Origin of the sequence: Rhodococcus sp. WAY2 (assembly GCF_009859915.1) — a bacterium.
In the GTDB taxonomy this organism is placed as follows: domain Bacteria; phylum Actinomycetota; class Actinomycetes; order Mycobacteriales; family Mycobacteriaceae; genus Rhodococcus_F; species Rhodococcus_F oxybenzonivorans.
This window is the reverse complement of record NZ_CP046572.1, coordinates 6,252,270-6,278,629: the sequence shown is the minus strand read 5'-3', so window position 1 is coordinate 6,278,629 and position 26,360 is coordinate 6,252,270. Positions and strand designations below refer to the sequence as shown.

Genomic DNA, 26,360 nt, shown 5'->3' with positions numbered 1-26,360 from the left:
ACGCCGTCCCACCCTGCCGCTGCTCCCGGAATGCTGCGGGGCTCACTCGTCGTCGAACATTCCGTCGGTATCGTCGCCGAGGTGCTCGAGCTGTTCTTTGACCACCTCGAATGCCATTCCTTGTGAAAAGCCCCGGCGGGCAAGCATCGACACGAGGCGTCGAACTGCCCGGTCGCCGTCGTCGACGGAAAGCGTCCGCAGCTTCTTCGCGACCAGTTCGGTGGCCCGTTCGCGTTCGTCTTCGCTGTCGATCTGTGCGAGCGCCTCGCTGGCGTGCTCCTGGCCGATGCCTTTGCGACGCAATTCCATGGCAAGCGCCCGCTTGCCTTTACCGGAGTAGGTGTGCCGCGACTGGACCCATTGCTGGGCGAAGTCGGCGTCATTGACCAATCCGACTTCGCTGAGGCGATCGAGTACACGTTCGGAGATATCGGCCGAGTAGCCCTTCTTCGCGAGCCGCTCGGACAGTTCTGCTCTGCTTCGGGCACGATCCGTGAGGAGACGCAGGCACAATTCCTTGGCCTGCGTCTCCGTCCCACCTTCGCCCGTCGGACGCACGGTCTCTTCCCTAGAAGTCGACCGGGGCAGCGTCGTCCGTCACAGCGGTCACGTCGGCCCCGATCCCGAGCTTTTCCTTGATCTTCTTCTCGATCTCGTCCCGGATATCGGTGTTCTCCAGCAAGAATTTTCGGGCATTTTCCTTACCCTGCCCCAACTGGTCGCCTTCGTACGTGTACCAGGATCCGGACTTGCGGATGAACCCGTGCTCGACGCCCATGTCGATCAGCGAGCCTTCCTTGCTGATTCCGAGCCCGTAGAGGATGTCGAACTCTGCCTGCTTGAACGGCGGGGCCACCTTGTTCTTGACGACCTTGACGCGCGTGCGGTTACCGACCGCGTCCGTGCCGTCCTTGAGGGTCTCGATACGCCGAACATCCAGGCGCACCGAGGAGTAGAACTTCAGCGCTTTACCGCCCGTGGTCGTTTCGGGAGAACCGAACATGACGCCGATCTTCTCGCGCAGCTGGTTGATGAAGATGGCAGTGGTGCCCGAATTGCTGAGCGCACCAGTCATCTTGCGCAGTGCCTGGCTCATCAGACGGGCCTGCAAACCCACGTGGCTGTCGCCCATTTCGCCTTCGATCTCGGCACGGGGGACGAGCGCCGCCACCGAGTCGATCACGAGAATGTCGAGGGCGCCGGAACGGATCAGCATGTCGGCGATTTCGAGCGCCTGCTCACCGGTGTCGGGCTGCGACACCAGCAGGGCATCGGTATCGACACCGAGCTTCTGCGCATAGTCGGGATCGAGAGCGTGCTCGGCGTCGATGAAGGCGGCGATGCCGCCGGCAGCCTGGGCATTGGCGACCGCATGCAGAGCGACCGTCGTCTTACCCGACGACTCCGGGCCGTAGATCTCGATGACTCGGCCCCGGGGCAGGCCGCCGATGCCGAGGGCCACGTCCAACGCGATGGAACCGGTCGGGATGACAGCGATGGGCTGACGCACACCTTCGCCCAGGCGCATCACCGAGCCCTTGCCGAAGTTCTTGTCGATCTGCGCAAGCGCCAGGTCGAGCGCCTTGTCGCGATCGTGTGCTTGTGGTGCCATCGTCGGTCCCCATTCTCGAGTTCGTCTGTGCTCTGCGGTCAGGTTAGATCCAGGTACCGACAGAAACCTTGACCACCGAACATCTCCAGCATAGGGGAACGTGTGTTCGATTGTCGCGATCGGGTGTTCGACACGCCGCCCGGATTGCCGGTCGTCTGATCAGGCGGCGGTGCTGCTCATCTGGTGCCGCCCATCTGCACTGCGGCGGTGCCGCTCATCTGCACTGCGGCGGTGCCGCTCATCTGCACTGCGGCGGTGCCGCTCATCTACGCTGCGGGGGGACGTCGAATTCGGCGCAGAGTTCTCGCCACACTTCCCGTGGTTCGCGGCCTTCCTCGATGGCTTCGGCGGCGGTTTTGCCACCGAGGCCGAGGAGGACGTGGTCGACGAGCAGTGCGTCGCCGCGCATCTGTCCGAACTCGTCGCGGACCAGTTGGTGAAATTCGGTCAGTCGCACGTTTCCACGCTAGCGGACGCGCGCGGGGCGGGTTGTCATCGCAGCGCTCCACGGCACACTTCGACGGGATCATCGACTTCGGCGATGGTTTTCGCGGCCCGCTGTGCCGCCTCGGCGAATGCCGCGTGGGACAGCACCTGTTCCACCGCGGCACGAAGAGCATCCGGGCTCGGTGGTCGGACGATGACGGCGCTCCCCTGCCGGACGGCACGGTTGGCCAGTTCCCATTGATCGCCGCCTCCGGGCACCACCACCACCGGGACTCCTGCAAGCAGCGCCTTTGCGAGCATCCCGTGGCCACCCCCGCAGACGACGACGTCGGCCTGCTGCAACATGACGTCCTGCCGTCCGAGCCCGGCGCGCGCCCAGGCCGGGACCGTCGTCGGCGCTCCCTCCAAAATCGAGGCGATCACCCGCACTCCGGCTCCCTCGAGTCCACTGAGGGTGGTCTCGAGCATGCCTTCGGCGCCGGTGAAGGCGGTGGACGGCGCAACCATGACCAGCGGATCGCTGCCGTCGGGGACCGGTAGCACCTCGTCGGTGGGTTCCCACAACAGCGGGCCGACCACATACGTCTCCGCAGGCCAATCGGGTCGCGGCACCTCGAGCGCAGGGAGGGTGGCGATAAGTCGGCGCACAGGGCCCGGGTCCTCGCTCGGCAGTCCGACACTGACGCGCGCCTGCGCGCGCTGCCGCTCACCCTGCCGGATCGATCGTGCCGTCGCGGCCCGCATGAGGGTATCGCGAATCCGGCCGCGGACACCGGTCCCGGGAGCGAGACCACTACCGATCGGCGGCAATCCCTTCGACGGTGCGTAGAGCGGATGGGGTGACAGTTCGATCCAGGGGATCCCCAACCTCTCGGCGGCCATTCCTCCGCCCGCGGTGAGGATGTCGGAGACCACCAGGTCGGGGTTCATCGCGCGCAGGTCGGGCAAGAGTTCGGTGGAGATGTGCGCGGCCCGTCCGTGGATGCGCGCACCTGCGTCGAGGTCGTCATCGATGGGCCGCGGTGCGAGGCCCCTCAGCAGTTCGGTGGGCACTCCGGCTGCCCGTGCCGGCTCGATCCAGCGGGCGCCTGTGAACAGGACCGGTTCGTCACCCGCCTCGATGAATGCCAGGCACAAGGCAAGGGCGGGAAAGGCATGTCCGGGATCCGGCCCGGCGACCACAGCGACTCGCACGAGCACAGGGTGTCACACGGCCGTTGTCACCGAGTCTCGAACGCCGATTCGGCAGCGCCCAGCGCCCGCGCCCGGTCGGCGGCGACGAGCCCGATCCGGGTACGCCGGTCGAGGAGATCATCCACGTCGAGCGCGCCCTCGTGCGAGACCCCGAAGTCGAGTTCGGCACGGCTGACGTCCAACCCGTCCGCAATCGGCGCCAGCATGGCCGGGTCGGCGGCGACGAGCGCGGCTTCGGTCCCGTAGCGGGCGATCAGCGACGGCGGCGCGGCCACGTTTCGCAGGGCGTCCGGGGAGGCCGCACCGACGAGCGGCAGAGCGCGAGTGCGGCAGGGACCCGCCGGCAGTCCTGCGAGCTCGACGACGGCGTCGACCGCGTCTTCCGCCATCTTGCGGTAGGTGGTCAGTTTGCCACCGACCACGCTGACGAGTCCCGTGCTGGAATGCAGGACCGCGTGATTGCGGGACAGGTCGGCCGTCGAGCCGTCGCCGGTGTGGAGGAGGGGGCGCAGACCAGCGAAGGTACCCAGAACATCGGAGCGTCCCAGCGGGTTCTCCAAAGCAGTGTTGACCGTGGCCAGCAGGAAGTCGATCTCCTCCTCGGATGCGGCCGGGATGTCGGGCACAGGCCCGGGTGCCGCCTCGTCCGTCAAACCGAGGTACACCCTGCCCAATTGGGCCGGCAACGCGAAGACGAAACGATTGGACGCCCCCGGGATGGGCACGGTCAGCGCGGCGGTGGGATTGCCGAGGCGGCCTGCGGACAGCACGAGGTGCGTGCCACGACTAGGCCTGAGACTGATGTCGGGGTCGATCTCCCCCGACCAGACCCCCGCCGCGTTGATCACCGTGCGCGCCTCGATCACCATTTCCGACCCGGTCAACTCGTCGCGCAGTGTGGCCGACGTGCCGGTCACCTTGTACGCGCCCGTCCGTGTGAGAATTTTCGCGCCGTGCATCGCCGCCGTACGGGCGAGACCGATCACGAGTCGGGCGTCGTCGACGAGCTGGCCGTCGAACGCGATGAGACCGCCTCGCAACCCCCGCCTGCGCACTGCTGGGGCGAGCTCGGCCACACGGTCGGGACGCACCGTCCGCGACCTCGGCAGGACGGTCGGCGACGTGTGTGCCCCGGCCCGCAAGATGTCGCCCGCGAGGAAACCCGCGCGAACCAGGGTCTTGCCGAACACGGTGGTGGAGTCGAGGACGGGAACCAGCTGCGGCAGTGCCCGGACGAGGTGCGGGGCCGTCCGGGTCATCAGAATCCCCCGTTCTATCGCACTTTCCCGTGCGATACCGACGTTACCCGAAGCCAGGTAGCGCAATCCCCCGTGCACGAGCTTGGAACTCCACCTGCTGGTTCCGAACGCGAGGTCGCGTTTCTCGACGAGCACGACATTCAACCCCCGCGTCGCGGCATCGAGGGCCACACCGGCGCCGGTCACGCCGCCACCGATCACGAGTACGTCGACGCGCCCGTCGTCTGCCAGCTGGTGCAGTTCGCGCGTCCTGCGGTCGGCATGGAGCGCCGAGGGGTGAGTCGCAATTCCGTCGGTCACCGAAGTCCTCCAGCGCTCTCGTGGTTCGGTGGTGCAAGGTAGGCACCGATCGCCCGGCGCAGCTCTTCGGTAAGCGCATCATCGGGTAGTTCCTCGGCGACCATTGCCGCTGACTGGACCGCGGACTGTGCGATGAGCAGCACCATGGTGGCGATGTGGCGACTGTCGCCGGCGCGCACGGAGTTCTGTCGCTGGCCGGCAACCACGGCGAGGGCCACCCGGTCGATGATCGCTTTCTGGCTGGTTCCCAGTCGCTCGAGGACGTATGTCGTGAAGAGTTCCTGATCCGAGCGCAGAATCTTGACGAAGAGGGGATGATGTCGCACCGCCGCGGAGACGTCGACGACAGCGTCGACGAGTTGGTCGTATACCGGCTCGTCGAGTGTGAATGCCGGGGTGAGATCGGCGATCTCGCGCGTCATGAGGTCGGCGACCACCGCCCGGGTGTCCGCCCAACGGCGGTAGACCGTCGGTCGGCTGACCCCCGCCCGGCGCGCGACCTCGGCCAGGGTGGTTCTGCGCAACCCGAAGTCGAGGATGCAGGAACGTGCTGCGTCGAGAATGGCGTCGTCGACGCTCGGCGTGCTGTCGTCACGCGACAGAGGATTACGGATAGACATCGTGTGTAACACCGTAACGCATGGGCGATGTTCACACCTCGGCACCGCAGTACTGAATCTGCGCCCGGGACTGTGGGCGTCGGCCGTCAAGTAGAGGCGCGGACGCTAGTTCGGGAATCACGGCGCTTCCGTCACGGTCCGAGTCGTGCGCCTCCATCGCCACCGCCAGTCCCGCCACGTTGCGCTACGCCACAGCGCTTCAGGAAGACGGAGTCACTCGAAGTAGTAGAGGTCGAAGCCGACGGCGCGGTCGGCTTCGAATCCGGGCTGTGGGGCGGTGACCGCCTCGACCTGGGCGCGCGCCTGTTTTCCCACGGGGATGTCGGAGAGCGCTTCGAGATAGCGTGCATGCTCGGCGAGTGACACAACGGCTCGATCGACGGTGTCCGTGACGTCGACCGCATGAGTGGGTTGCATGGTGTTGACCGCGACCCAGCGCACTCCGCGCCACGGCGGCAGTCCCCTCTCCCCCAGTTCGGGAAAGATCCACTCGTTCGCGGCATCCGCTGCGGCATCGAGGACACTGCGTCCGAGGGCGCGATGGTCGGCACTGTTGGGCTGCCCGGGACCCCAGCTATCGCCGAAGTGTGCGGTCACAACCAGGTCGGGGCGATGACGCCGAATGGCCGCAGCGAGGTCGCGGCGCAGATCCAGACTTTCGACGAGCCGCCCGTCGGGGTAGCCGAGAAACTCCACTTGCGACACCCCGACGACGGCCGCCGAGCGACGCTCCTCCTCCTCGCGGATGGGACCCGATTCACGAGGGTGCAGTCCCGCGATTCCGGCTTCGCCACTGGTCGCGAGCACATATCGGATGTCCTTGCCCTGTGCGGTCCATCGGGCGATCGCCGCTGCCGCCCCGTATTCGATGTCATCGGGGTGGGCGACGACGACGAGCCCGCGATGCCAGTCCTCAGGTACCGGTTGCATAGTTCGAGACCGCACCTCAGAGGCGTGTGATGTCAGACTTCTCGCCGGATCCGGACATCGCCTTGTACAGGAGATATGCCCCGAACACGACGGCACTGACGACAAGTACCCAGAACAGGCCCTCGATCAATGCACCGACGACGGCCAGCGCGATCCAGATCAGCACGATCGCCAGAACGATTTTCCAGAACATGACTTCCTCCACTCACATCTCCCCGATCGATTCCTGCGCGACATCCGATGGACCCCGCTCGTCGGGTACGCACACCAGCCTGGCACGTGGCTGCCCGTAAAGCACCAGGTCATCGCAAAGATCAGGGAAAGTTCAGGGTTGTCCCCCACTCCCCCGAGCCGGGGCGGCGCCGGTCACGACGCCATGGGAAGACATGACAGAGCTCAGCGGTATCGGCGCACGATGTCGTCGATCTCGCCGAGCGCCGCGGCGAGGCCGGCCAGCTTTTCGGTAGCCGACACCAGCTCCGCACGTTCGGTGGCCAGGCCGCCCACTGCCCCGGACGCGCCGGGAACCGTGACTTCGGCGGCAGCAGCTACCAGTTCTTCGAATTGATCGACGCCGTCGTCGAGTTGGGCGGCGGCGGACGCGATTGCCCGGTGGAGCGAAGGCGCTGCTGCCCGGCTTCCGACGGCGGCGCTCTCCATCTCCGCGATGTCGACGGCGACCGCGTGCAGAGCGGCCGCCGCGGACCGCGCTGTGCGGTGGGTGTCCTCGATGTCATCCGGACTGATCGACGCCGAACGACTGAGCACCCCCAGAATTCCGTGGAGTGCGCGCTCGCTGTGCACGAGCCGCTCCATCGGCTCCCGGGCGGCCGAGGAGGGCGACGGAAGGGACCGTCGGTCAGGGCGGCCCGGCGGCGGCACGACGGCGTCGAGCTTCCGGTAACGGTTCAGCGCCATCACGGCCGGCACCGCGAACACGACCGCGCCGCCGCCTGCCATCACCATCGACCATTCGGGGGCAGCGGCGAGGGCGAGGCCCGCAGCACCGGTCGCCGAGGATCCGGACACGATGCCGTAGCGCTGCGCCCACCGGCGAGCGCGTCGCTTCTTCCGTAACAGGCGTTCGCGCGGATCACGCCAGCGCTGAGCAGCCTCGACGACCGACTCACCGGCGTCCCGCAAGGCGCCCTGCACTCCAACGAGGCCGGATACGACAGTGGCCGACCGGACGACACGTCCGGGTCGGCCACCTCGGGTGGAACTCATGGGGATCAGTGTTCGGCTACTGACCCGCAGTGCCGGTCTGGCCCGCGGCGGGAGGCTGCTGGTTGGCGGCTGGGGTAGCCGGGGCGGCGGCGGTCCCACCGGAAGGGAGCGCATCACCCTTCATCGACGCCCGGATCTGCTCGAGGCGGCTGTGGCCTGCCATCTGGATGCTGGCCTGCTGCACTTCCATCATGCGACCGGAGACCGAGTTCTGGGCGAGTTCGGCGGAGCCCAGTGCGTCGGCGTAGCGGCGTTCGATCTTGTCGCGCACGGCGTCGAGGCTGGGTGTATTGCCGGGCGCGGACAGCGTGCTGTCCATCGAACGCAGCGACTCGCTGACCCGCTCCTGCATCTTCGCCTGCTCGAGCTGACTGAGCAGCTTGGTGCGTTCCGCAACCTTGGACTGCAGTGCCATCGCGTTCTGCTCCACGGCCTTCTTTGCCTGCGCGGCGGCCTGGAGCGACTGATCGTGCAAAGCTTTGAGGTCTTCGACGCCCTGCTCTGCTGTGACCAGCTGAGCAGCGAAAGCCTCGGCGGCGTTGGTGTACTGGATCGCCTTCTCGGTGTCGCCGGCAGCTTGCGCCTGATCAGCCAGGTTGACGGCCTGCCGGGCATTGGCGTTCAGCTTCTCGACCTCGTCGAGTTGACGGCTCAGCTTCATCTCGAGCTGGCGCTGGTTGCCGATGACAGACGCGGCCTGCTGTGAAAGGGCCTGGTGCTGACGCTGCGCATCCTCGATCGCCTGCTGAATCTGAACCTTGGGGTCAGCCTTCTCATCGATCTTGGAATTGAAGAGCGCCATCAGGTACTTCCATCCCTTGACGAAAGGATTAGCCATGGGTTTGATCCTGCCTCCATCTGTTGCGCCGCGCGATGCGCGACCCGATGCGCGACCGTCACGCACCGGAACAAGGGCTGCGCCCCGACTGCCTGTCTGACCACCGAAGACGAGATCGGCGTTACGTGAAATCTATCGGTTCGGCGGGCGCGGTGCTACGCAGCAGCGAGTGCCTGCGCCGTCGGCGCGGGAATCACGACCCTCGTGTCGCGGGCGATGGTCGTCGAACCGGCCCGTGCGGACACCTCGGCCGAAGCTCCGTCAGCCGTACGCTCGGCCGACGATCGGTCGGACAGCGACTCGCTGACGTCGACGAGGACATCGGAGAGTGGAACCTCCAATGCATCGCAGATCGCCGCCAGAAGCTCGCTCGAGGCCTCTTTACGCCCCCGCTCGACCTCGGACAGGTACCCGAGGCTCACTCGCGCACTGTTCGACACCTCACGCAGGGTCCGGCTCTGCGAAACGCGCGTGCGCCGAAGACTGTCACCGATTGCCTCACGCAATAGCAGCGCCATCTCGCTCCTCCTTCATCCGTCACCTGTCTCGCCTACTCAACGCGCGAACAGGACCGATTGGTTCCCGACCTTAGCCTGCGGATGTTTCCTGCATGCGATCGAGGAGTTCCGACACGGCCGCAGAAACCGCAGATTTACGGATTCCCCATCTGTCGCCCGCCAATCGCAGTTCGAGCACCGAGTGCCCACCGGCACCGGAGATCCCCAGGAATACCGTGCCCACTGGGTGCCCGTCCTGCGTGTCCGGGCCCGCGACACCGGTCAGGCCGATCCCCCAGTCGGCGGTGCAGCGCACGCGTGCAGCCTCGGCAAGTCCGCCGGCGGTGGACGCCGAGACGGGTCCGTTCGCGGCCAGCGAGACGGGATCCACGCCTGCAAGGGTCTCCTTGAGATCTGTCGCATAGACGACGAGGCCGCCGCGGAGGATCTTGCTGGCGCCCGGGACACCCGCGATGGTCGCCGCGAGAAGTCCCGCCGTCAGTGATTCCGCAGTCGCGACCGTCTCACCGCGCCGGGTCAGCAGATCCACCAGTTCGCCCACGCGGGTGCCCGGGGTCAACGGGTCGGTCATGCGCCGGTGCCCGCCCTCATCTCGACTCGGTGGACCCCGGCACGTAGACGAACGGCCTGGACGACATAGTCGAGCCCGGTGATCACCGTCAGTGCCACGGCAGCGCCCATGAGTACCCAGCCGGCGACATCGAAGGCGTCGGGAAGAGGCAAGAGGTAGAAACCGATCGCGATCGTCTGCACGAGTGTCTTGAGCTTTCCTCCCCTGCCTGCCGGAATGACGGCGTGGCGCAACACGGCGAACCGCAGCAGGGTGATGCCCAGTTCACGTACCGCGATGACGACCGTCACCCACCAGGGCAGATCACCCAGCACGGAGAGACCGACCAGTGCGGCACCGATCAGCGCCTTGTCTGCGATCGGATCGGCGAGCTTGCCGAAATCGGTGACCAGTCCGTATTTGCGGGCCAGCTGACCGTCGATCCGGTCCGTGATGGCCGCCACCGCGAACACGCCTGTCGCCACCAGCCGCCACACCAGCTCGTGACCGTCGCCGATCAGCAGTACGACCAGGAAGACCGGCACCAGCAAGATCCGCAGGATCGTCAGAATGTTGGCGATGTTGAGTAGTGGCACCTGCGTCTCACTCGCCGGCTCGACAGCGGGGTTCGGAGCCGTCGGGTCATCTGCCGCAGGCCGATCCTCACGCTGCGTACTCATCGGCACACCACGGCGTCGAACTGCGCCCCTGGACGTCCTGGGGATCGGGGAGAAGTCAGAGGCGGTACCGGCACGTGCCTAAGAATATCGGTAGGGCTGTTGGCTAATGTTCACGCCATGACATCTCGGACGCCGAACACCGCCGACAATCAGCTGATCGTGCGGCGAGCACGAACCTCCGACGTGCCCGAGATCAAGCGTCTGATCGACATCTACGCCGGCAAGATTCTGCTCGAAAAGAATCTCGTCACTCTGTACGAATCCATCCAGGAGTTCTGGGTCGCCGAGCGTGACGGCGCTGTAATCGGTTGCGGCGCAATGCACGTCCTGTGGGCCGACCTGGGCGAGGTGCGCACCATCGCAGTCGATCCGCAGGCGAAGGGCCGGGGCGCGGGCCACCAGGTGGTCGCAAAACTGATCGAGGTCGCACGCGAACTCGAACTCGAACGACTCTTCGTGCTCACCTTCGAGGTCGATTTCTTCGCCAAACACGGGTTCGTGGAAATCGACGGCACACCCGTCACCGCGGAGGTGTACGCCGAAATGTGCCGTTCGTACGACACCGGTGTCGCCGAGTTCCTCGACCTCAGCTATGTCAAGCCGAACACCCTCGGGAACACCCGGATGCTCCTCACACTCTGACGAATCCCGGCATCCGGGACGAAATCGGCCCAGCCGTGAGTGAATTTTCCATATCTACAGAGAGCGAAACCATGTCACTGTTCGTAGTGGAGTACACGTATTCGGACGAGACCGCGGCCGGCCGCGACGAACACCGTGCCGCCCACCGGGCCTGGCTCGGTGACCTCGTCGAGCGCAAGACCGTACTGTCTTCGGGTCCGTTCGCCGACGGCAGTGGTGCCTTCATCATCGTCGACGCCGCCGACGCCGAGACCGTGGAGTTGCTGTTCACCCACGACCCGTTTGCCGTCCACAACCTGGTGACGGCGTCCCGGATCGTGGAGTGGATCCCGGTACTCGGCGAGTTCAGTCTCTGACCCGCCGAGTACCGGCCCCCACCGGCGTTCCGCGAGTGAACGCTACGTGACGGAGCTCATGTTCCGCGTCTTGAGGAGGCTGGCCACGGTCGTGACGGCCAGTACCCCGACGATGACGGCGAGAGACGTTCCCGTCGTGATCTCGGGGACCGCGACGTGTTCCCCGCCGTTGACGAAGCCCAGCGTGTTCTCGTGGAGGGCGTGCAACACCAGCTTGACACCGATGAACGCCAGAATGATCGACAGCCCGTAAGACAGGTACACGAGCCGGTCGAGCAGCCCACCGATCAGGAAGTACAGCTGGCGCAGTCCCATGAGCGCGAACGCGTTGGCGGTGAAGACCAAGTACGGCTCCTGAGTGAGGCCGTAGATCGCCGGGATCGAGTCGAGGGCGAACAGCACGTCGGTGAATCCGATGGCGACGAGTGCCAGAAGCAGCGGTGTGACCACGCGCTTGCCGTTGATCCTGGTGACGAGCTTGTCGCCGTCGTAGGAATCCGTGGTGGGAAGAACCTTCTTCACCAGGGCGACGATCTTGCTGTCGCGTTCCTCCTCGACCTCTTTCTCGTGACCGTGGTCACGGACCAGCGTGTATGCGGTGTAGATGAGGAAGGCGCCGAACAGGTAGAACACCCAGCTGTAGGTGTTGATGGCCGCCGCGCCGACGGCAATGAAGATGCCGCGCATCACCAACGCCATGACGATGCCGATCAGCAGTACCTTCTGCTGGAACTCCCGCGGCACGGAGAACGTCGCCATGATGATCACGAAGACGAAGAGGTTGTCGACCGACAGCGCTTTCTCGGTGACATAACCCGCGAAGTATTCCCCGCCGTACTGGCTGCCCCAGAGCCACATCACGATCAATCCGAACAGGATCGCGATGGCGATGTACACCGTCGACCAGAAGGCCGACTCCCGGAAGCTCGGGGCGTGCGGGGTGCGCACGTGGGCGAAGAAGTCGAAGACGAACAGTCCGAGAATCACCACACAGGTGATGACCCAGACCAGCGGCGAGACATGCATGTAGACAGACCTCCGGTAGACCTCGTTGGGTACCGGAGGTCTCTCCCGCCGAGTCGGACCGAGGTCCGACCGACTGGCAGCCCCGGATCGGCAATGGTGCCGATCGTGCTGACGATGCTGCCACAGAGGTGGGGATACTCCCCTCCAAGTCGCTGACCATTCAACCACATCGCGCCGGAATCGCACATTTCGGACACTGAGTTTTCGGACACTGAGTCCGCTCTACTCGTCGGACGGGGCCTCGTTCGGATCTCCACCGCGGATCGACCACAACAGGCCGTCCAATTCATCGGGCTTGATCAGAACCTCACGCGCCTTGGAGCCTTCGCTGGGTCCGACCACGCCCCGAGTTTCCATCAGGTCCATCAACCGGCCGGCCTTCGCGAACCCGACACGCAGTTTACGCTGCAGCATCGACGTGGAACCGAACTGGCTGGACACGACGAGTTCGACCGCCTGCAGCAGGACGTCCATATCGTCGCCGATATCGGGGTCGACATCCTTCTTCTCCCCGACCTTCGCCGCGGTGACACCCTCGGTGTACTCCGGCTCCGCCTGGTTCTTACTGAAATCGACCACCGCCGAGATCTCTTCGTCGGTGATGAAGGCGCCCTGAAGACGGGTCGGCTTGCCCGCACCCATCGGGAGGAACAACCCGTCGCCCATACCGATCAGCTTCTCGGCACCGGGTTGATCCAGGATGACTCGGGAGTCGGTGAGCGAGGACGTCGCGAAGGCGAGCCGCGAGGGCACATTGGTCTTGATCAACCCGGTTACGACGTCCACCGACGGCCGCTGCGTGGCCAGCACGAGGTGGATGCCGGCTGCACGCGCCTTCTGCGTGATGCGCACGATCGCTTCCTCGACATCGCGCGGTGCGGTCATCATGAGGTCCGCCAGCTCGTCGACGATGGCGAGAATGTACGGATACGGACGGTAGACCCGTTCACTTCCGAGTGGGGCAGTGATTTCCCCGGACTTCACCTTGGAGTTGAAGTCGTCGATGTGGCGCACCCGATTGGCCTGCATGTCCTGGTAACGCTGTTCCATCTCTTCCACCAGCCAGGCCAGCGCGGCAGCGGCCTTCTTGGGCTGGGTGATGATGGGCGTGATGAGGTGCGGAATGCCCTCGTAAGGCGTCAGTTCGACCATCTTGGGGTCGATGAGGATCATCCGAACCTCTTCGGGCGTCGCGCGCGAGAGCAGCGACACCAGCATCGAGTTGACGAAGCTGGACTTACCGGAGCCGGTCGAGCCTGCCACGAGCAGGTGCGGCATCTTTGCCAGGTTCGCGCTGACGAAGTGGCCCTCGATGTCCTTACCGAGACCGATCACCAGCGGATGGTGGTCCTTCCGCGTCGAGGGCGCGGTGAGGACGTCGGCCAGGCGCACCATCTCACGGTCTGAGTTGGGAACCTCGATACCGACGGCGGACTTTCCGGGGATCGGTGCCAGCAGGCGCACATTGTCGGTGGCGACGGCATAGGCGATATTGCGGGCCAGAGCGGTGATCTTCTCGACCTTGACGCCGGGACCGAGTTCCACCTCGTACCGGGTGACGGTGGGGCCCCGGGTGAACCCGGTGACCGCGGCATCGATCTTGAACTGGTCGAGGACCTCGGTGATCGCCTCGATCATCGCGTCGTTGGCCGAACTGCGCTTCTTCGGTGGATCACCGTCGATCAGCAGCGACGTCGGAGGCAGCGTGTAGTCACCCTCCACAACCCGATCGGTCACGAACTTGTCGACCTCGGGCAGCGGCGGCTCCGGTTCGGGTTCCGGCTTCGGCGCCACCACCGGCTTGGTCCTGGGGCGAGCGGGTTTCGGCGTCGGAACGGGTGGCGGCGGCACCGGCTCCGCCGCGGTCTCGGCGTCCCAGAGTCCCAGCACTTCCGTCTTCGCCGTGTCGCTCACGGTGTATTCGTCGGTGGGATAGTTGTCGGCCGGTGCGCCCTTCGGTCCGGACGCGTAGTCGTCCACCGGGTAGCCGTCGGCGTCGAACAGCGTGGGGTCGTATTCGCCGTCCTCGTAGTACTCGCTGTCGTAGTCGGCGTAGTGGTCGCGGCCGAAGGAAGTGCCGAAGTACGCCTGCAGTTTGCCGGGAACTTCGCGCACCGTGGTCCCGGTGACCAACAGGACGCCGAAGAGCGCTGCCATGAGCAGTAAAGGAGCGGACAACCACACGGTCAGTCCGTCCGTCAACGGACCGCCCGCCGCATAGCCGACGAAACCCGCACCCTGCGCCCGGCCGTCGGCGTCGGTGGGGGCGCCACTCGCGATGTGCCAGAGACCCAGTGCGGGCAATCCCACCAACAGCGACCCGAGCACCAGTCGCGGCCGGATCTCCGGCTTCGGCTCCGTTCGCATCAGTACGACGGCAATGCCGACGCCGATCACGGGCAACACCGCGGAGGCGCCGCCGAATACCGCCCGGACACCGGTTTCGATCCACTCCCCCACAGGACCGCCCGCGGAGAACCAGATGCCTCCGGCGATGACGACACTCATCGCGATCAGACCGAGCGCAATTCCGTCGCGCCGATGTCCTTGTTCGATCTCGGCAGCCTTGCCGACGGTGCGGGTGGTTGCCCCGACACCCTTGGCCACCAGCGACCATCCGGCGCCGATGCCGCGGCCCACCGACTTCAACGGGCTCGCGCCGGACGCCTTCTTCGCCGCCGGCTTTCTCCCGCCGCCGCCGCGGGCGGCACCGGCACGCGGCGAGGTGGCCTTACGCGGAGTGCTGACAGTGCGGGTCGTCCGCGACTTCGGCTTGGACGCAGACGAGGCACCCCGCACGCCCGTCCTTGCCGTGGACGTCGTCGTGCTCGAACCGCGGGCGCTCGCCTTACCTGCCATGGTTCTCAGATTAGTCGCTGCGGCACCTTCCGGACCATCCGCAACACCCGTAACAGCCGTCGACCTGTGCCGAGCGCCTCAGAAGCTACGGTCCAGTGACATGATCGCGGCGACATCCTCGGCGTCCCCCGCGGCCTCGATCCGCACGGCGTCTCTCCCGAACGCGTGCAGGGCCAATTCGGCAGGTTCACCTCGGAGAACGACCTGTCGGGGCCCGGCGTTGCGCACCGTCGCCTGCTCACCCGACGGACGTTCGAGCACCACCGTGACAGGCGCGCGGCGATAGCCGAGCCGTCCCACCTTGCGTGCAAGACCCCACAGGGCGTCCTGGCGCGCTGTGGGGAGAATCCGCGGATCCCACCCTTCGTGGGCACGGCGCACGTCCTCGTGATGGACGAACATCTCGCCCAGATTCACCTGAGCGTCGACCCAGTACATCGGCGACCACCGCGGAGGACCGGTCCGGACCTCGTCGAGCAGCCGGCTCCACGGGCGCGTCGCCGTCTCGTTCTGGACCCGCTCGGTGTAACCGGCGAGACGGCTGACGAGGATTCCCGGGGCCGCGTCGAGCCGCCGTTCACGGACGACGAGGTGGGCCGCGAGATCCCGGTTGGTCCAGTCCCCACAGAGCGTGGGCGCATCCGGGCCGAACTCGGCCATCGAGTCGACCAGGGCAAGGCGTTCATCTCGGGCGAAGGTCACCCGAACGAATCTACCTGCCGCGGAACTATTTGCCGTCGAACGACGGCACCGCGATCACGGTGGGCACGATCATCGGCCGGCGACGGTACTTGTCCGCAACCCACTTACCCACCACCCGCCGGATCGCCTGAGCGATCCGATGCGCGTCGTTGATGCCCTCCGTGGCCAGGCGCGCGAGTTCCGCCTCGACCAGCTGAGCGGCATCCTTGAGGGCGGTCGGGTCGTCGGAGAATCCGCGCCCGGACACCTCCGGGGTGCTGACGGCGCGGCCGGTGTGGTCGTCGATCACCACGTTGATCGCAATGAACCCGCCCTCCCCGAGAACCAATCGATCCGACAGCGTGGAGTCGCCGACATCACCGACGGACAGTCCGTCGACGTAGACGTGTCCTACCGGCACCTGCCCGACGATTTCGGCGAGACCGTCCACCATGTCGACCACCACGCCGTCCTCGGCGAGCACGATGCGTTCTTCCGGAACGCCGGTGGCCTTGGCCAGCGCGGCGTTGGCGCGCAGGTGCCGCCATTCGCCGTGCACCGGCATGGCATTGGTGGGCCGGACCGCGTTGTACAGGTAGAGCAGCTCACCCGCCGACGCGTGACCGGAGACGTGCACCTTGGCGCTCTGCTGCGTGACCACGGTGGCACCGCGCTTGGCGAGACCGTTCACCACCGCGAAGACGGAATTCTCGTTGCCCGGAATCAGTGACGAGGCGAGGACCACCAGGTCGTTGGCCCGGACATTGATCTGCCGGTGTTCACCGCGCGCCATCCGCGACAACGCCGACAGCGGTTCACCCTGAGAGCCGGTGGAGATGAGAACGAGGCGATCGTCGGGCAGGTTCGCCGCGGTGTCGATGTCGACCACCAGACCGTCGGGCACGCTCAGGTAGCCGAGATCCTGTGCGATCTGCATGTTGCGGACCATGGACCGGCCCACGAACGCAACCCTGCGGTTGTAGCGGTGCGCCACGTCGACGACCTGCTGGATGCGGTGGACGTGGCTGGCGAACGACGCCACGATCACACGTTGCTTCGCCTTACCGATGACGTTGTCGAGCACGCCGCCGATCTCACGTTCCGGTGTGACGAATCCCGGCACCTCGGCGTTGGTCGAGTCGACTAGGAACAGGTCCACGCCTTCGTCGCCGAGACGCGAGAAGCCGGCAAGGTCGGTGAGCCTGCCGTCGAGCGGAAGCTGGTCGAGTTTGATGTCACCGGTGTGCAGCACGACTCCGGCGTCCGTCCTGATGGCGACCGCGATCGCGTCCGGGATGGAGTGGTTGACCGCGAAGTACTCACACTCGAACGGGCCGTGTGCCGTGCGCTGGCCTTCCGTCACCTCGACGAGGTTGGGTCGCTGACGATGTTCCCGGCACTTGGCTGCGACGAGCGCGAGCGTAAATCGGGAGCCGATGACCGGCAGATCCGGCCGGAGGCGGAGCAGGAATGGGATCGCGCCGATGTGATCCTCGTGACCGTGGGTGAGGACGACGGCCTCGACATCGGCCATGCGATCCTCGATGTGCCGGAAGTCCGGCAGGATCAGATCGACACCAGGCTGCTGATCCTCGGGAAACAGCACGCCGCAGTCGACGATGAGCAGTTTGCCCTGATGCTCGAAGACGGTCATGTTCCGGCCGATTTCACCGATGCCCCCGAGGGCGACCACGCGCAGTCCCTTGAAGGGCGCCTTGGGCGGTGCACCGAGCCGCGCGGTCGGATCGGGAGTTGCCGCCCGGTTGTCCGGACGCTTGTTGCCGTTGCCACCGCGACGAGAGCGCGAGGGCGACTTGCCGGTGGCGCCCGTCTTGGTGGATGCAGCCTTCACCGGCGCGGATTTCGCCTGCTTCGGCGCAGTGGGGGTCTCCGCGAGCGGGGGTTCCGATTTCGGTTGCTCCGTCGCCGGCGCCGACGGCTCGGACACGGGAGGTGCTGTGGGCTGCTCGGCCGGGCTGGGAGACGGCGGTCCGGCCTGGCGGCTTGCGCTGCGACGACGAGGGGGACGGGTCATGCGAGTACCCCCGCAGCGTGAAGGTCGGCGGCCAGGAGATCGAGCTGATCGTGGGTGGGTGCCACTTGAGGGAGCCTGGGTTCGCCCACGTCGAGACCTATCAATCGCAATCCTGCCTTTGACGCACTGACGCCGCCCAACCGCGCAACGGATCGGATGACCGGGATCAGGCTGAGGTTGATGGCACGCGCCCGGGCGATATCGCCGGCCGCGAATGCCGTGTGGAGTTCACGCAGCCGGGACGGCACGAGGTGCCCGATCACGCTGACGAAACCGGTGGCGCCGACCGCCAACCACGGCAGGTTCAGCGGATCATCGCCCGAGTAGAAGAGGAGGTCGGTGGTTCCGATCAATTCGGCGCCGGCGTTCAAGTCGCCCTTCGCGTCCTTGACCGCGACGATGCGCGGATGCTCGGCGAGGCGGCGGATCGTCTCGGTCTCGATGGGGACGACGGAGCGCGGCGGAATGTCGTAGAGCATCACCGGAAGGTCGGTGGCATCTGCGACGGCAGTGAAGTGGGCGTACAGACCCGCCTGCGGCGGACGCGAGTAGTACGGGGTGACGACGAGGAGTCCCTGCGCCCCGGCGCGGGCGGCGTCGCGCGCGAGTTCGACACTGTGGGCGGTGTCGTTACTTCCTGCGCCTGCGATGATCTTCGCCCGGTCGCCGACGGCGTCGATGACGGCGCGGAGCAGCTCGAGCTTCTCGTTCTCCGTGGTCGTCGGCGACTCACCGGTGGTACCGGCGAGCACGAGAGCGTCGCATCCATTGTCGACGAGGTACGCCGCGAGGCGGACGCCCGCGTCGACGTCCAGCTTTCCGTCGGAGGTGAACGGCGTCACCATCGCAGTGGAAACGGTGCCGAACGGACGCTCGACGTGAGAAGCGGAATCACCGTAGGTCATGGTCAGAAGGCTACCCGGTGGCCCAGGTACTTTCGCACACCACTCACAGGTCGGCGGAAAACGTGCTCCGCGCCACTTCCGATCCGTCTCCCCAGTCGACGATCTCGAAGTCGCCGAACACATTAGGTGCCGCCTTCTGCAACTGCCTGAGGCATTCGACAGCAAGTCGCCGAATCTCGACGTCGGCGTGCTCGGTGGCCCGCATGGACACGAAGTGACGCCACGCGCGGTAGTTGCCGGTGACCACCACCCGGGTCTCGGTCGCGTTGGGCAGTACGGCACGGGCGGCCTGGCGGGCCTCCTTGTTCCGCACGGGAAGGCTCGAGGTCTCCGCGAGCTTGGCCTCGAGTGCTTCGAGCAGCTCGCCGTATGCCGCCCGGCTCGCGTCCGTCGCTGTGGCGAAGAGCGCCTCGAGTTCGGGATCACCGGCGATCGCGGGCGGCACGACCACGTTGGAGTCGTTCTCCCGCACGAACCGCTGCGACAACTGCGAGTAGGAAAAATGCCGGTGCCGAATCAGCTCGTGGGTGCACGAGCGGGAGATTCCGGTGATGTAAAAGGTGACGCTGCCGTGTTCCAGAACGGATTCGTGCCCGACTTCCAGGAGGTGGCGAAGATACCCGGCGTTGGTCGCCGTGCGGGGATTCGGCTTCGACCAGCTCTGATAGCAGGCGCGCCCCGCGAACTCGGCCAGCGCCTCCCCGCCGTCGGCGTCCGTCTCCCACGGGATGTCCTCCGGTGGAAAGAACTCCGTCTTCGCGACGAGCTGCACCCTGAGCGACACCGTCTGCGGCACTGCCTGATCCTCCTACCGGACCCGAGAACGGATCCATTCCTGATGCATAAACCCTAGTTGCGCCGTAATTCGGGCTCCGTGCGGGTGGGGGCGCCCATGCGGCGGTCGCTGCCACGCCTCGACCGACACCCTTGACCGACGTCACCGATGACGTCATGCTGGCGTCATGAACCTCGACAGTTACGTCGCCCGGCTGCGCGACGACCTCACGGCAGCCGCAGCCCTCGGCGATGACCGGACCCGGGACACCGCGGCGGCGCTCGCGGCAGCCGTCGAACCGGCGACCCGGCTCCTCCTACTGTCCGCACTCACCGAATTCGCTGGTGAGGTGTCTTCTGTCCTCGAGAGCCGCGCCGTGAAGGTGCGACTGGAAGGTACCCAGGTCGGGGTCGACATCGCCCGCACCACCGCAAGCGCCGCAGGAGCCGAGGACAAGAACACCACCACCGCCGAAGACATCAGCGCCGCCTTCGATGACGCCACAGGTGACATCAGCCGCGTCACTCTGCGGCTGATGGATCAGATCAAGTCGAAGGCAGAGGAGGCCGCGTCACAGAACGGAGTGTCGCTGAACTCGTGGGTGTCCCAGGCAGTGCAGGGCGCGCTCAAAGACCATATGCGCCGGAACCTCGGCAACAATTTCTGAAGCGCGGCCGTACTCCCTCCACTCCCCCGGCACCGACGGTGTTCTAATTACGTCGCAACAGCCACACGGTGAGAGTCGCCACGGGCTCGAAGGAGCGAAAAATATGGCCGTTTCCGGCGTCAAAGAGTTCGAGATCAAGGCCGATCCGGCCACGGTGATGGCCGCGATCGCCGCGGTGGATCGGCTGCCCGAGTGGTCGTCTGCTCACAAGTCGGTGACCATCGAAAGCACCCACGACGACGGCCGGCCCCACCGTGTTCGGATGAACGTCTCCATTCTCGGCATCAGCGACGAGCAGGTGGTCGACTACACCTTCGAGGGTGACGACACCGTGTCGTGGCACCTCGTCGAGAGCGGTCAGCAAAATGCGCAGGACGGCTCGTATGTTCTGACCGAATCAGGCTCCGGTACCAAGGTGACTTTCGAGCTGACGGTCGATCCGAAGATCCCGTTGCCCGGTTTCCTCGTGAAGAAGGCGCAGAAGACTGCACTGGAGACGGCCAGCAAGGGTCTCACCAAGTTCGTCGAAAGCCTGTAGTGCTCACACTTCTCGCGGTCGCTTCGCCGCGGCCGCGAGAAGTGGGGCGAGATCTCCGCGCTTGTCTACCGTGACTTCGCCCAGCTCGAGCCACTCCGCCATCCGGTACAGCTCGGACAGCAGCGGCTCCACCACCCGCTCGGGACGCGCTCCCGCTTCGACGAAGGCCGACCGCACCTCGAGGGCTCCCCTCGCTCGGTCGGCTTTCACATCGACTCGGGCTACCAACTCGCCGTCGAGTAGGAACGGAAAGACGTAGTATCCGTGCACCCGCTTGTGCGCGGGAGTGTAGATCTCGAGGCGATACCGGAAGTCGAACATCCGCTCCGTCCGCGGTCGGAAAAATACAAGCGGATCGAACGGACACAACAACGCGGCGCCCTCTACCCGCCGCGGCGTCCGGACGTCGCGATGCATGTACGCCGGAACGTCCCAGCCTCGCACGGTGACGGCGTGGAGCACACCGTCCTCGACGAGGTCCTCGACTGCGGGCTTGATCTGCGCCGGCGACAGCCGGTAGTAGTCGCGCAGGTCCGACTCCGTCGCTACTCCCAGTGCCCGTGCGGACCGGCCGACGAGTCGCCGGATCGACTCCTCCTCCGAATACTCCTGCGCGAGAATTCTTTCGGGCAGCACTCGGTCGGTGAGATCGTAGTGACGGGTGAACGCGACTCGTTTGTCGACCGCGAGGGCCCCGGCGGCGAACAACTGCTCGCATACGACCTTGGTGTCGCTGCGATCCCACCACGGCCCTTTGCGATCGGGCCGGTCGACCTCGAGGTGCTTCTCCACGTCGCGGGCGCTGCTGGGACCCACCGCCCGGATCACGTCGAGCACATCGGCGGCGAGGGTGGGATTGCGGTCGAGCACCCGGGCCTCGCCTGCCCACCTGCCGTGCCGGTAGCGGTGCATACGCCACCGGAACAACGGCCAGTCCTCGACCGGGATGAACGCCGCCTCGTGCGCCCAGTACTCCGCAAGCATGCGCGGCGTGCGGGCACGGTGCGACCACGCCGCCGAGTCGAGCAGTCCCCGGTCGTAGACGCCGATTCTGCTGAACAGCGGAACGTAGTGGGCCCGAACCGCCACCGACACCGAATCGATCTGGAACAGCCGGATCCGGTCGAGAACCGAGCGGATGTGCCGTCGGGTGGGGATACCCGTCGGCCTGGCATCGGCAAATCCCTGCGCCCACAGTGCCGACTTTCTGGCCGCGGCGGCGGTCATCTCACGCATGACCGCATCCTGTCACCAGGTGCCGACAGTATGAGGCAGGATCGCGGATTGAAACGGCCAGCAGGCGTCAGATGCCCTCGGCGAGAACCACTGCCACCGTCGCACCGAGTTCGTAACAGCGCTCACGTGCTGCCGCGTCGACCGCGCCGGTGAGTTCGAGCGCTTCGGCGGCCTGCGTGAGTGCGAGGCCGGTCACGATCTTCTGTACCGACGTGACCGCGCCGGCGGTGTCGTTGTTGCCGTGTACCCACAGACCGTAGGGGCGGCCCGCGACCGCGTCGAGACAGGGGTAGTACACGGTATCGAAGAAGTGCTTGAGCGCTCCCGACATGTAACCGAAGTTGGCGGACGTCCCGAACAGGAAGCCGTCGGCGGCGAGAACGTCGGGCACGGTGGCCCCGAGCGCGGGTATCGACCGCACCTCGACGCCCTCGATGTCGGGGTCCCGGGCACCCTTCAGCACCGCTTCGAGGCACTCGCGGGTGACCGGCGACGGGGTGTGGTGGACGACGAGGAGTGATGGCACAGTCGTCAGCGTACGACCGGTTCCGGCACTACTGCCCCGCCCCGCTCTCGCGTTCGAGACGTTCGAGTTCCACGGCCCGCTTCATCGTCTCCCGGGCGCGGCCGCGGTCGCCGGCGTAGTCGTAGGCGCGGGCGAGCCGGTACGAGCTCCGCCAGTTGTCGGGGTCCGCCTCCCATTCCGCCTTGACCTGCTGGAAGAGGGCGTCGGCAGCGTCGCGGTCTATTCGTCCGGACGGACGCTTCGGCAGATTCGTGACGTCCAGTTCGAGACCCTCGTCGCCGATGCGACGGGCGAGTTTCTGATGTTGCAGGCCGGCCCGGAGTGTCGCGTAGACGATCCACGCACCGAGGAACGGAAGGATGAGAACTCCGACGCCGAGCCCGACCGCGGCGACCCCGCCGTCCTGGATCAGGGCGATCCCGCGCTGACCGAGCAGCACGAAGTAGAACACGAGCGCGGCGACAAGCAACGCGATCGTGACGACCGTCTTGGTCGACTCGTTACTCTTCACAGGTCGAGGAGCGGGTCGATACCCACGGTGAGGCCGGGGCGGGACGCGATCTGCCGCACCCCGAGGAGTACGCCGGGAGCGAAGGAATTGCGGTCGATCGAGTCGTGCCGGATGGTCAGCGTCTCCCCCTGTGTTCCCAGGATGACCTCCTGATGCGCGACGAGCCCGGCGAGCCGGACGGAGTGCACCCGGACACCGTCCACGTCGGCGCCGCGGGCACCGTCGAGTTCGGTGGTGGTGGCGTCCGGACTGAGGCCCAGGCCCGCCTTGCGACGCGCCTCGGAGATGAGCGCCGCGGTCCGGTAGGCGGTGCCGGACGGTGCGTCCGCCTTGTTGGGGTGATGCAGTTCGATGACCTCGACGGAGTCGAAGAAGCGCGCGGCGGCCTCGGCGAACCGCATCGACAGAACGGCTCCGATCGCAAAGTTGGGAGCGATGAGGACCCCCACCGAGGGCTGATCGGCCAGCCACGACCGCACCGTGTCGAGGCGGGTGTCATCGAAGCCCGTGGTTCCCACCACTGCGTGAATGCCATTGGCAACGAGGAAGTTCAGGTTGTCCATCACCACATCGGGGTGCGTGAAGTCGACGACAACCTGAGTACCGGACTCGGTGAACGACTCCAACCGGTCGCCGTGATCGACCTCCGCCACGAGCTCGAGGTCCGACGCCTGCTCCACCGCCTCGCAGATCGCTCGGCCGACCTTGCCCTTGGCTCCGAGAACTCCGACCCTGATGGGTGCTGCTGCGCTCACTTCTCCACGCTCCGTCCAGTCACATCGATTCGCCCGAAAGCCTACGCAACCACCGGGTGACGGCCGAAGTGCAGGGGCCGACCGGGAGATCTTCCTCTCCTCACCCGTATCTTCCACACCCGTAGCCGGGTGCGATCAATCGAAGACGATGATCTGGCGGATCGCGCGGCCCTCGGCGAGTTCGTCCATGCCGTGGTTGATCTGGTCGAGTGAGATGCGGGACGAAATCAGCTTCTCCACGGGCAGCTTTCCCGAACGCCACAGATCCTCGTAGACGGGGATGTCCCGCGCGGGAACAGCCGATCCGAGGTAGCTGCCGATGATTGTGCGGGCCTCGGCCACCAGGGTCAACGGCGAGATCGACGAGCGCGCCTGTGGGGACGGCAGCCCGACGGTGATGGTTTTTCCGCCGGGGGCGGTGGCGGACACGGCCGATTCGAAGGCTCGCGCATTGCCGGCGGCCTCGATCACGATGGGCGCCCGTATGCCGGCCTCCACCAGTTCGGCAGGCGTGTATACCGCCGTCGCACCCAGTTCGAGTGCGGCCTGGAGCTTTTCCGGCACCGAGTCGACCCCGATGACCTCGCCGGCACCCCGCGAGACGGCGGTGAGAATCGCGGCCATTCCGACCCCACCGAGGCCGACCACCATGACGGCCTGACCGGGGCGCGGATTGCCGGCGTTGAGAACGGCTCCGCCTCCGGTGAGAACAGCGCATCCGAGTACCGCGGCCACATCGGCGGGCACGTCGTCACCGACAGGAACGACAGAATGGCGGTTGACCACGGCATGCGTGGCGAAACCGGACACTCCGAGGTGGTGGTGCACCGACTCGTCGCCCCGATGCAGACGCGAGCCCCCGTCGAGCAGGGTTCCGTCGTTGTTGGCTTTCGTACCCGGCACGCACGGCATCTGGCCGTCGGTGGCGCAGCCCTCGCACTGGCCACAGCGCGGCAGGAATGTCATGACGACCCGTTGTCCGACGCTGAGGTCGTCCACGCCCGCGCCGAGTTGCTCGACACGCCCGGCCGCCTCATGACCGAGCAGCATCGGAACCGGCCGGACCCGATTGCCGTCGACGACGGACAGGTCCGAATGGCACAGTCCCGCAGCCTCGATCCGGACCAGAATTTCGCCCGGACCCGGCTCGTCCAGTTCGAGTTCGGCGATAGAGATGGGCGCGGACTCCGCGAAGGGTCGTGTTCGGCCGATCTCTTCGAGCACTGCTCCGCGAATCTTCATCTCGCACGCCTCCTGTTGTCGGGGGTAGCTCGTTACCGGACGATGCCACGCACCGACGCGGGCAAATCACGTTTGCGTCGATACGGCCCTACGACGGCGGCGCCGAAGGGGCGCTGCAACAGCACCCTCGCCACGTCGCGAACCTCGTCGGTGGTGACGGCATCGATCTTCGCCAAGGTTTCGGCGATGCTGCGATGGTTGCCGTAGTTCAGTTCGCTCTTGCCGATGCGGTGCATCCGCGATCCCGAATCCTCCAGGCCGAGAACCAGACCCCCGCGCAGAGACCCCTTCGCGCGGGCACATTCAGCGTCTGTGATGCCGTCGGCGGCGACGGTGGACAGCACCTCTCGGATGACCGTGGCGACCTCGCCGAGGTTCTCGGGCTGGCAGCCCGCATAGACCGAGAACGCACCGGTGTCGGCGAACGTATCGACGCCGGAGTACACGGAATACGCGAGCCCGCGGATTTCGCGCACCTCTTGGAAGAGACGGGAACTGAGCCCGCCCCCGACGGCGGCATTGAGCACCGACAGCGCCCACCGATGCGACTCGTGCCTGCCGAAGGCCCGAACGCCGAGGGAGAGATGGACCTGTTCGCTGTCGCGGTTGGTGAGGCTCAGCGTGGGCGCTGTCCGCAGCCGCAACGCACCGGCGCGGCGAGGCGCGGGCTCGGCCGCCTCCTCGAGATGACCGGCGAACGCCCGGCGCACCATCTCCACCGTGTGCTGGTGGTCGACGTTCCCGGCCACCGCCACCACCATCCGCGGCGGTGTGTACCGGCGAACGTGGAACGAGTGCAGCTGGGTGCGAGTCATCGATTCGATCGACTCGACACTGCCGATCACGGGACGGCCGACGGGGTGGTCGCCGTACAGGGCCGTCAGGAAGGCATCGCCGAGCAAGTCTTCGGGGTCGTCGTCACGCATCGCGATTTCCTCGAGGACCACCTGGCGCTCCACGTCGACATCCGAGGAACGGCAGCGGCCTCGAAGCACCACATCGCTTACCAGGTCGACTGCCAGGGGCAGATCTTCATCCAGCACGTGCGCGTAGAAACAGGTGTGTTCCTTCGAGGTGAAGGCATTGAGTTCGCCTCCTACACCGTCCATCACCTGGGCGATGTCGAGGGCACTGCGTGACGGAGTGGCCTTGAAGAGCAAATGCTCGAGGAAGTGCGCGGCGCCCGCGACCGTGGGCTGCTCATCACGGGATCCCACACCGACCCAGACACCAACGGATGCGGAACGCACGCCGGGAACGTATTCGGTGACAACCCGGAGACCGCCGGGAAGCACGGTGCGCTCGACACCGGGATCCGGTTCACGCAGGGTCGACGCTGCAATGGGGGCCGCGACGCGGCGGCGATCGATCTTGGCCATGTAGTGGTTCAGCGGTCCTCGAAAACTGGGCGACGTCGAACGGCAAACTTTA

The 26,360-nt window shown here is 66.2% G+C and carries 29 protein-coding genes; 4 read left to right on the top strand and 25 right to left on the bottom strand.

Going from position 1 to position 26,360, the window contains the following annotated elements; genetic code table 11:
- Positions 1-42: 42 nt before the first annotated feature.
- From recX to pgsA, 13 genes are all read right to left on the bottom strand, one after another.
- The gene (gene recX, locus GFS60_RS28300) at positions 43-558 is read right to left on the bottom strand and encodes a recombination regulator RecX (RefSeq protein ID WP_236603306.1); all 516 of its coding nucleotides are present in this window, start codon (positions 556-558) and stop codon (positions 43-45) included.
- Positions 559-568: 10 nt separating this feature from the next.
- Entirely contained in the window at positions 569-1,612 is a 1,044-nt protein-coding gene (gene recA / locus GFS60_RS28295; protein WP_109330760.1) for a recombinase RecA, read from the bottom strand.
- A 262-nt stretch (positions 1,613-1,874) separates the two neighbouring features.
- Entirely contained in the window at positions 1,875-2,069 is a 195-nt protein-coding gene (locus GFS60_RS28290; protein ID WP_109330762.1) for a DUF3046 domain-containing protein, read from the bottom strand.
- A 35-nt stretch (positions 2,070-2,104) separates the two neighbouring features.
- Positions 2,105-3,253 carry a glycosyltransferase gene (locus GFS60_RS28285; protein WP_159926311.1) on the bottom strand — a complete coding sequence of 383 codons (1,149 nt, stop codon included), beginning with the start codon at positions 3,251-3,253 and terminating at the stop codon, positions 2,105-2,107.
- Between the two features lie 26 nt (positions 3,254-3,279).
- On the bottom strand, positions 3,280-4,812 hold the full coding sequence (locus tag GFS60_RS28280; RefSeq protein WP_397517970.1) for a glycerol-3-phosphate dehydrogenase/oxidase: 1,533 nt from the start codon (positions 4,810-4,812) through the stop codon (positions 3,280-3,282).
- On the bottom strand, positions 4,809-5,432 hold the full coding sequence (locus GFS60_RS28275; protein ID WP_159926309.1) for a TetR/AcrR family transcriptional regulator: 624 nt from the start codon (positions 5,430-5,432) through the stop codon (positions 4,809-4,811). Before GFS60_RS28275 ends, GFS60_RS28280 begins: the two co-directional genes overlap by 4 nt.
- 213 nt (positions 5,433-5,645) lie before the next feature.
- A complete protein-coding gene (locus tag GFS60_RS28270) occupies positions 5,646-6,362 on the bottom strand; it encodes a PIG-L deacetylase family protein (protein WP_159926307.1) in 717 nt (238 codons plus the stop codon).
- 16 nt (positions 6,363-6,378) lie between these two features.
- On the bottom strand, positions 6,379-6,555 hold the full coding sequence (locus GFS60_RS38715) for a hypothetical protein (RefSeq protein WP_201453468.1): 177 nt from the start codon (positions 6,553-6,555) through the stop codon (positions 6,379-6,381).
- 203 nt (positions 6,556-6,758) lie between these two features.
- Positions 6,759-7,589 carry a phage shock envelope stress response protein PspM gene (gene pspM / locus GFS60_RS28265; RefSeq protein WP_159926305.1) on the bottom strand — a complete coding sequence of 277 codons (831 nt, stop codon included), beginning with the start codon at positions 7,587-7,589 and terminating at the stop codon, positions 6,759-6,761.
- Positions 7,590-7,605: 16 nt separating this feature from the next.
- On the bottom strand, positions 7,606-8,427 hold the full coding sequence (gene pspA / locus GFS60_RS28260; RefSeq protein WP_159926303.1) for a phage shock protein PspA: 822 nt from the start codon (positions 8,425-8,427) through the stop codon (positions 7,606-7,608).
- Between the two features lie 155 nt (positions 8,428-8,582).
- The gene (locus tag GFS60_RS28255; RefSeq protein WP_159926301.1) at positions 8,583-8,945 is read right to left on the bottom strand and encodes a helix-turn-helix domain-containing protein; all 363 of its coding nucleotides are present in this window, start codon (positions 8,943-8,945) and stop codon (positions 8,583-8,585) included.
- Positions 8,946-9,015: 70 nt separating this feature from the next.
- The gene (locus GFS60_RS28250; RefSeq protein WP_159926299.1) at positions 9,016-9,516 is read right to left on the bottom strand and encodes a CinA family protein; all 501 of its coding nucleotides are present in this window, start codon (positions 9,514-9,516) and stop codon (positions 9,016-9,018) included.
- Complete coding sequence (pgsA, locus tag GFS60_RS28245) at positions 9,513-10,175, bottom strand: CDP-diacylglycerol--glycerol-3-phosphate 3-phosphatidyltransferase (RefSeq protein WP_159926297.1); 663 nt, start codon at positions 10,173-10,175, stop codon at positions 9,513-9,515. Before pgsA ends, GFS60_RS28250 begins: the two co-directional genes overlap by 4 nt.
- Positions 10,176-10,292: 117 nt before the next feature.
- On the opposite strand from pgsA, the gene GFS60_RS28240 reads away from it, so the two are divergent.
- Positions 10,293-10,817, top strand: a complete 525-nt coding sequence (locus GFS60_RS28240; RefSeq protein ID WP_159926295.1) for an amino-acid N-acetyltransferase — start codon at positions 10,293-10,295, stop codon at positions 10,815-10,817.
- Positions 10,818-10,888: 71 nt separating this feature from the next.
- Positions 10,889-11,173: a YciI family protein gene (locus GFS60_RS28235; RefSeq protein WP_109330781.1), complete on the top strand. Its 285-nt coding sequence runs from the start codon at positions 10,889-10,891 to the stop codon at positions 11,171-11,173.
- Positions 11,174-11,215: 42 nt separating this feature from the next.
- Here GFS60_RS28235 and GFS60_RS28230 read toward each other — a convergent pair whose 3' ends face one another.
- The 6 genes from GFS60_RS28230 to thyX form a co-directional block, all read right to left on the bottom strand.
- Positions 11,216-12,199, bottom strand: a complete 984-nt coding sequence (locus GFS60_RS28230; RefSeq protein ID WP_159926293.1) for a TerC family protein — start codon at positions 12,197-12,199, stop codon at positions 11,216-11,218.
- Between the two features lie 222 nt (positions 12,200-12,421).
- On the bottom strand, positions 12,422-15,058 hold the full coding sequence (locus tag GFS60_RS28225; RefSeq protein WP_159926291.1) for a DNA translocase FtsK: 2,637 nt from the start codon (positions 15,056-15,058) through the stop codon (positions 12,422-12,424).
- 78 nt (positions 15,059-15,136) lie between these two features.
- Positions 15,137-15,760 (bottom strand): TIGR03085 family metal-binding protein, encoded by a 624-nt coding sequence (locus tag GFS60_RS28220; RefSeq protein WP_159926289.1) that lies wholly within the window; start codon positions 15,758-15,760, stop codon positions 15,137-15,139.
- Between the two features lie 25 nt (positions 15,761-15,785).
- Positions 15,786-17,774: an RNase J family beta-CASP ribonuclease gene (locus GFS60_RS28215; RefSeq protein WP_159926287.1), complete on the bottom strand. Its 1,989-nt coding sequence runs from the start codon at positions 17,772-17,774 to the stop codon at positions 15,786-15,788.
- Entirely contained in the window at positions 17,771-18,679 is a 909-nt protein-coding gene (dapA, locus tag GFS60_RS28210; RefSeq protein ID WP_109330791.1) for a 4-hydroxy-tetrahydrodipicolinate synthase, read from the bottom strand. Before dapA ends, GFS60_RS28215 begins: the two co-directional genes overlap by 4 nt.
- Before the next feature lie 43 nt (positions 18,680-18,722).
- Entirely contained in the window at positions 18,723-19,475 is a 753-nt protein-coding gene (gene thyX, locus GFS60_RS28205; protein WP_159926285.1) for an FAD-dependent thymidylate synthase, read from the bottom strand.
- 166 nt (positions 19,476-19,641) lie between these two features.
- Between thyX and GFS60_RS28200 the strand changes: the two genes are divergently transcribed.
- Positions 19,642-20,121 (top strand): toxin-antitoxin system HicB family antitoxin, encoded by a 480-nt coding sequence (locus tag GFS60_RS28200; RefSeq protein WP_159926283.1) that lies wholly within the window; start codon positions 19,642-19,644, stop codon positions 20,119-20,121.
- A gap of 103 nt (positions 20,122-20,224) precedes the next feature.
- A complete protein-coding gene (locus tag GFS60_RS28195; protein ID WP_159926281.1) occupies positions 20,225-20,659 on the top strand; it encodes an SRPBCC family protein in 435 nt (144 codons plus the stop codon).
- Between the two features lie 3 nt (positions 20,660-20,662).
- Here the strand turns inward: GFS60_RS28195 and GFS60_RS28190 are convergent, their stop codons facing one another.
- The 6 genes from GFS60_RS28190 to GFS60_RS28165 form a co-directional block, all read right to left on the bottom strand.
- Positions 20,663-21,895 carry a winged helix-turn-helix domain-containing protein gene (locus GFS60_RS28190; RefSeq protein ID WP_159926279.1) on the bottom strand — a complete coding sequence of 411 codons (1,233 nt, stop codon included), beginning with the start codon at positions 21,893-21,895 and terminating at the stop codon, positions 20,663-20,665.
- Between the two features lie 67 nt (positions 21,896-21,962).
- A complete protein-coding gene (locus tag GFS60_RS28185) occupies positions 21,963-22,421 on the bottom strand; it encodes a flavodoxin family protein (protein WP_109330801.1) in 459 nt (152 codons plus the stop codon).
- A 28-nt stretch (positions 22,422-22,449) separates the two neighbouring features.
- Entirely contained in the window at positions 22,450-22,932 is a 483-nt protein-coding gene (locus GFS60_RS28180; RefSeq protein ID WP_159926277.1) for a hypothetical protein, read from the bottom strand.
- Positions 22,929-23,687 (bottom strand): 4-hydroxy-tetrahydrodipicolinate reductase, encoded by a 759-nt coding sequence (dapB, locus tag GFS60_RS28175; RefSeq protein ID WP_159926275.1) that lies wholly within the window; start codon positions 23,685-23,687, stop codon positions 22,929-22,931. The genes GFS60_RS28180 and dapB overlap by 4 nt, the downstream gene beginning before the upstream one ends.
- 135 nt (positions 23,688-23,822) lie before the next feature.
- A complete protein-coding gene (locus GFS60_RS28170; protein ID WP_159926273.1) occupies positions 23,823-24,929 on the bottom strand; it encodes an alcohol dehydrogenase catalytic domain-containing protein in 1,107 nt (368 codons plus the stop codon).
- A 32-nt stretch (positions 24,930-24,961) separates the two neighbouring features.
- On the bottom strand, positions 24,962-26,308 hold the full coding sequence (locus GFS60_RS28165; protein WP_159926271.1) for a M16 family metallopeptidase: 1,347 nt from the start codon (positions 26,306-26,308) through the stop codon (positions 24,962-24,964).
- Between the last annotated feature and the right edge of the window lie 52 nt (positions 26,309-26,360).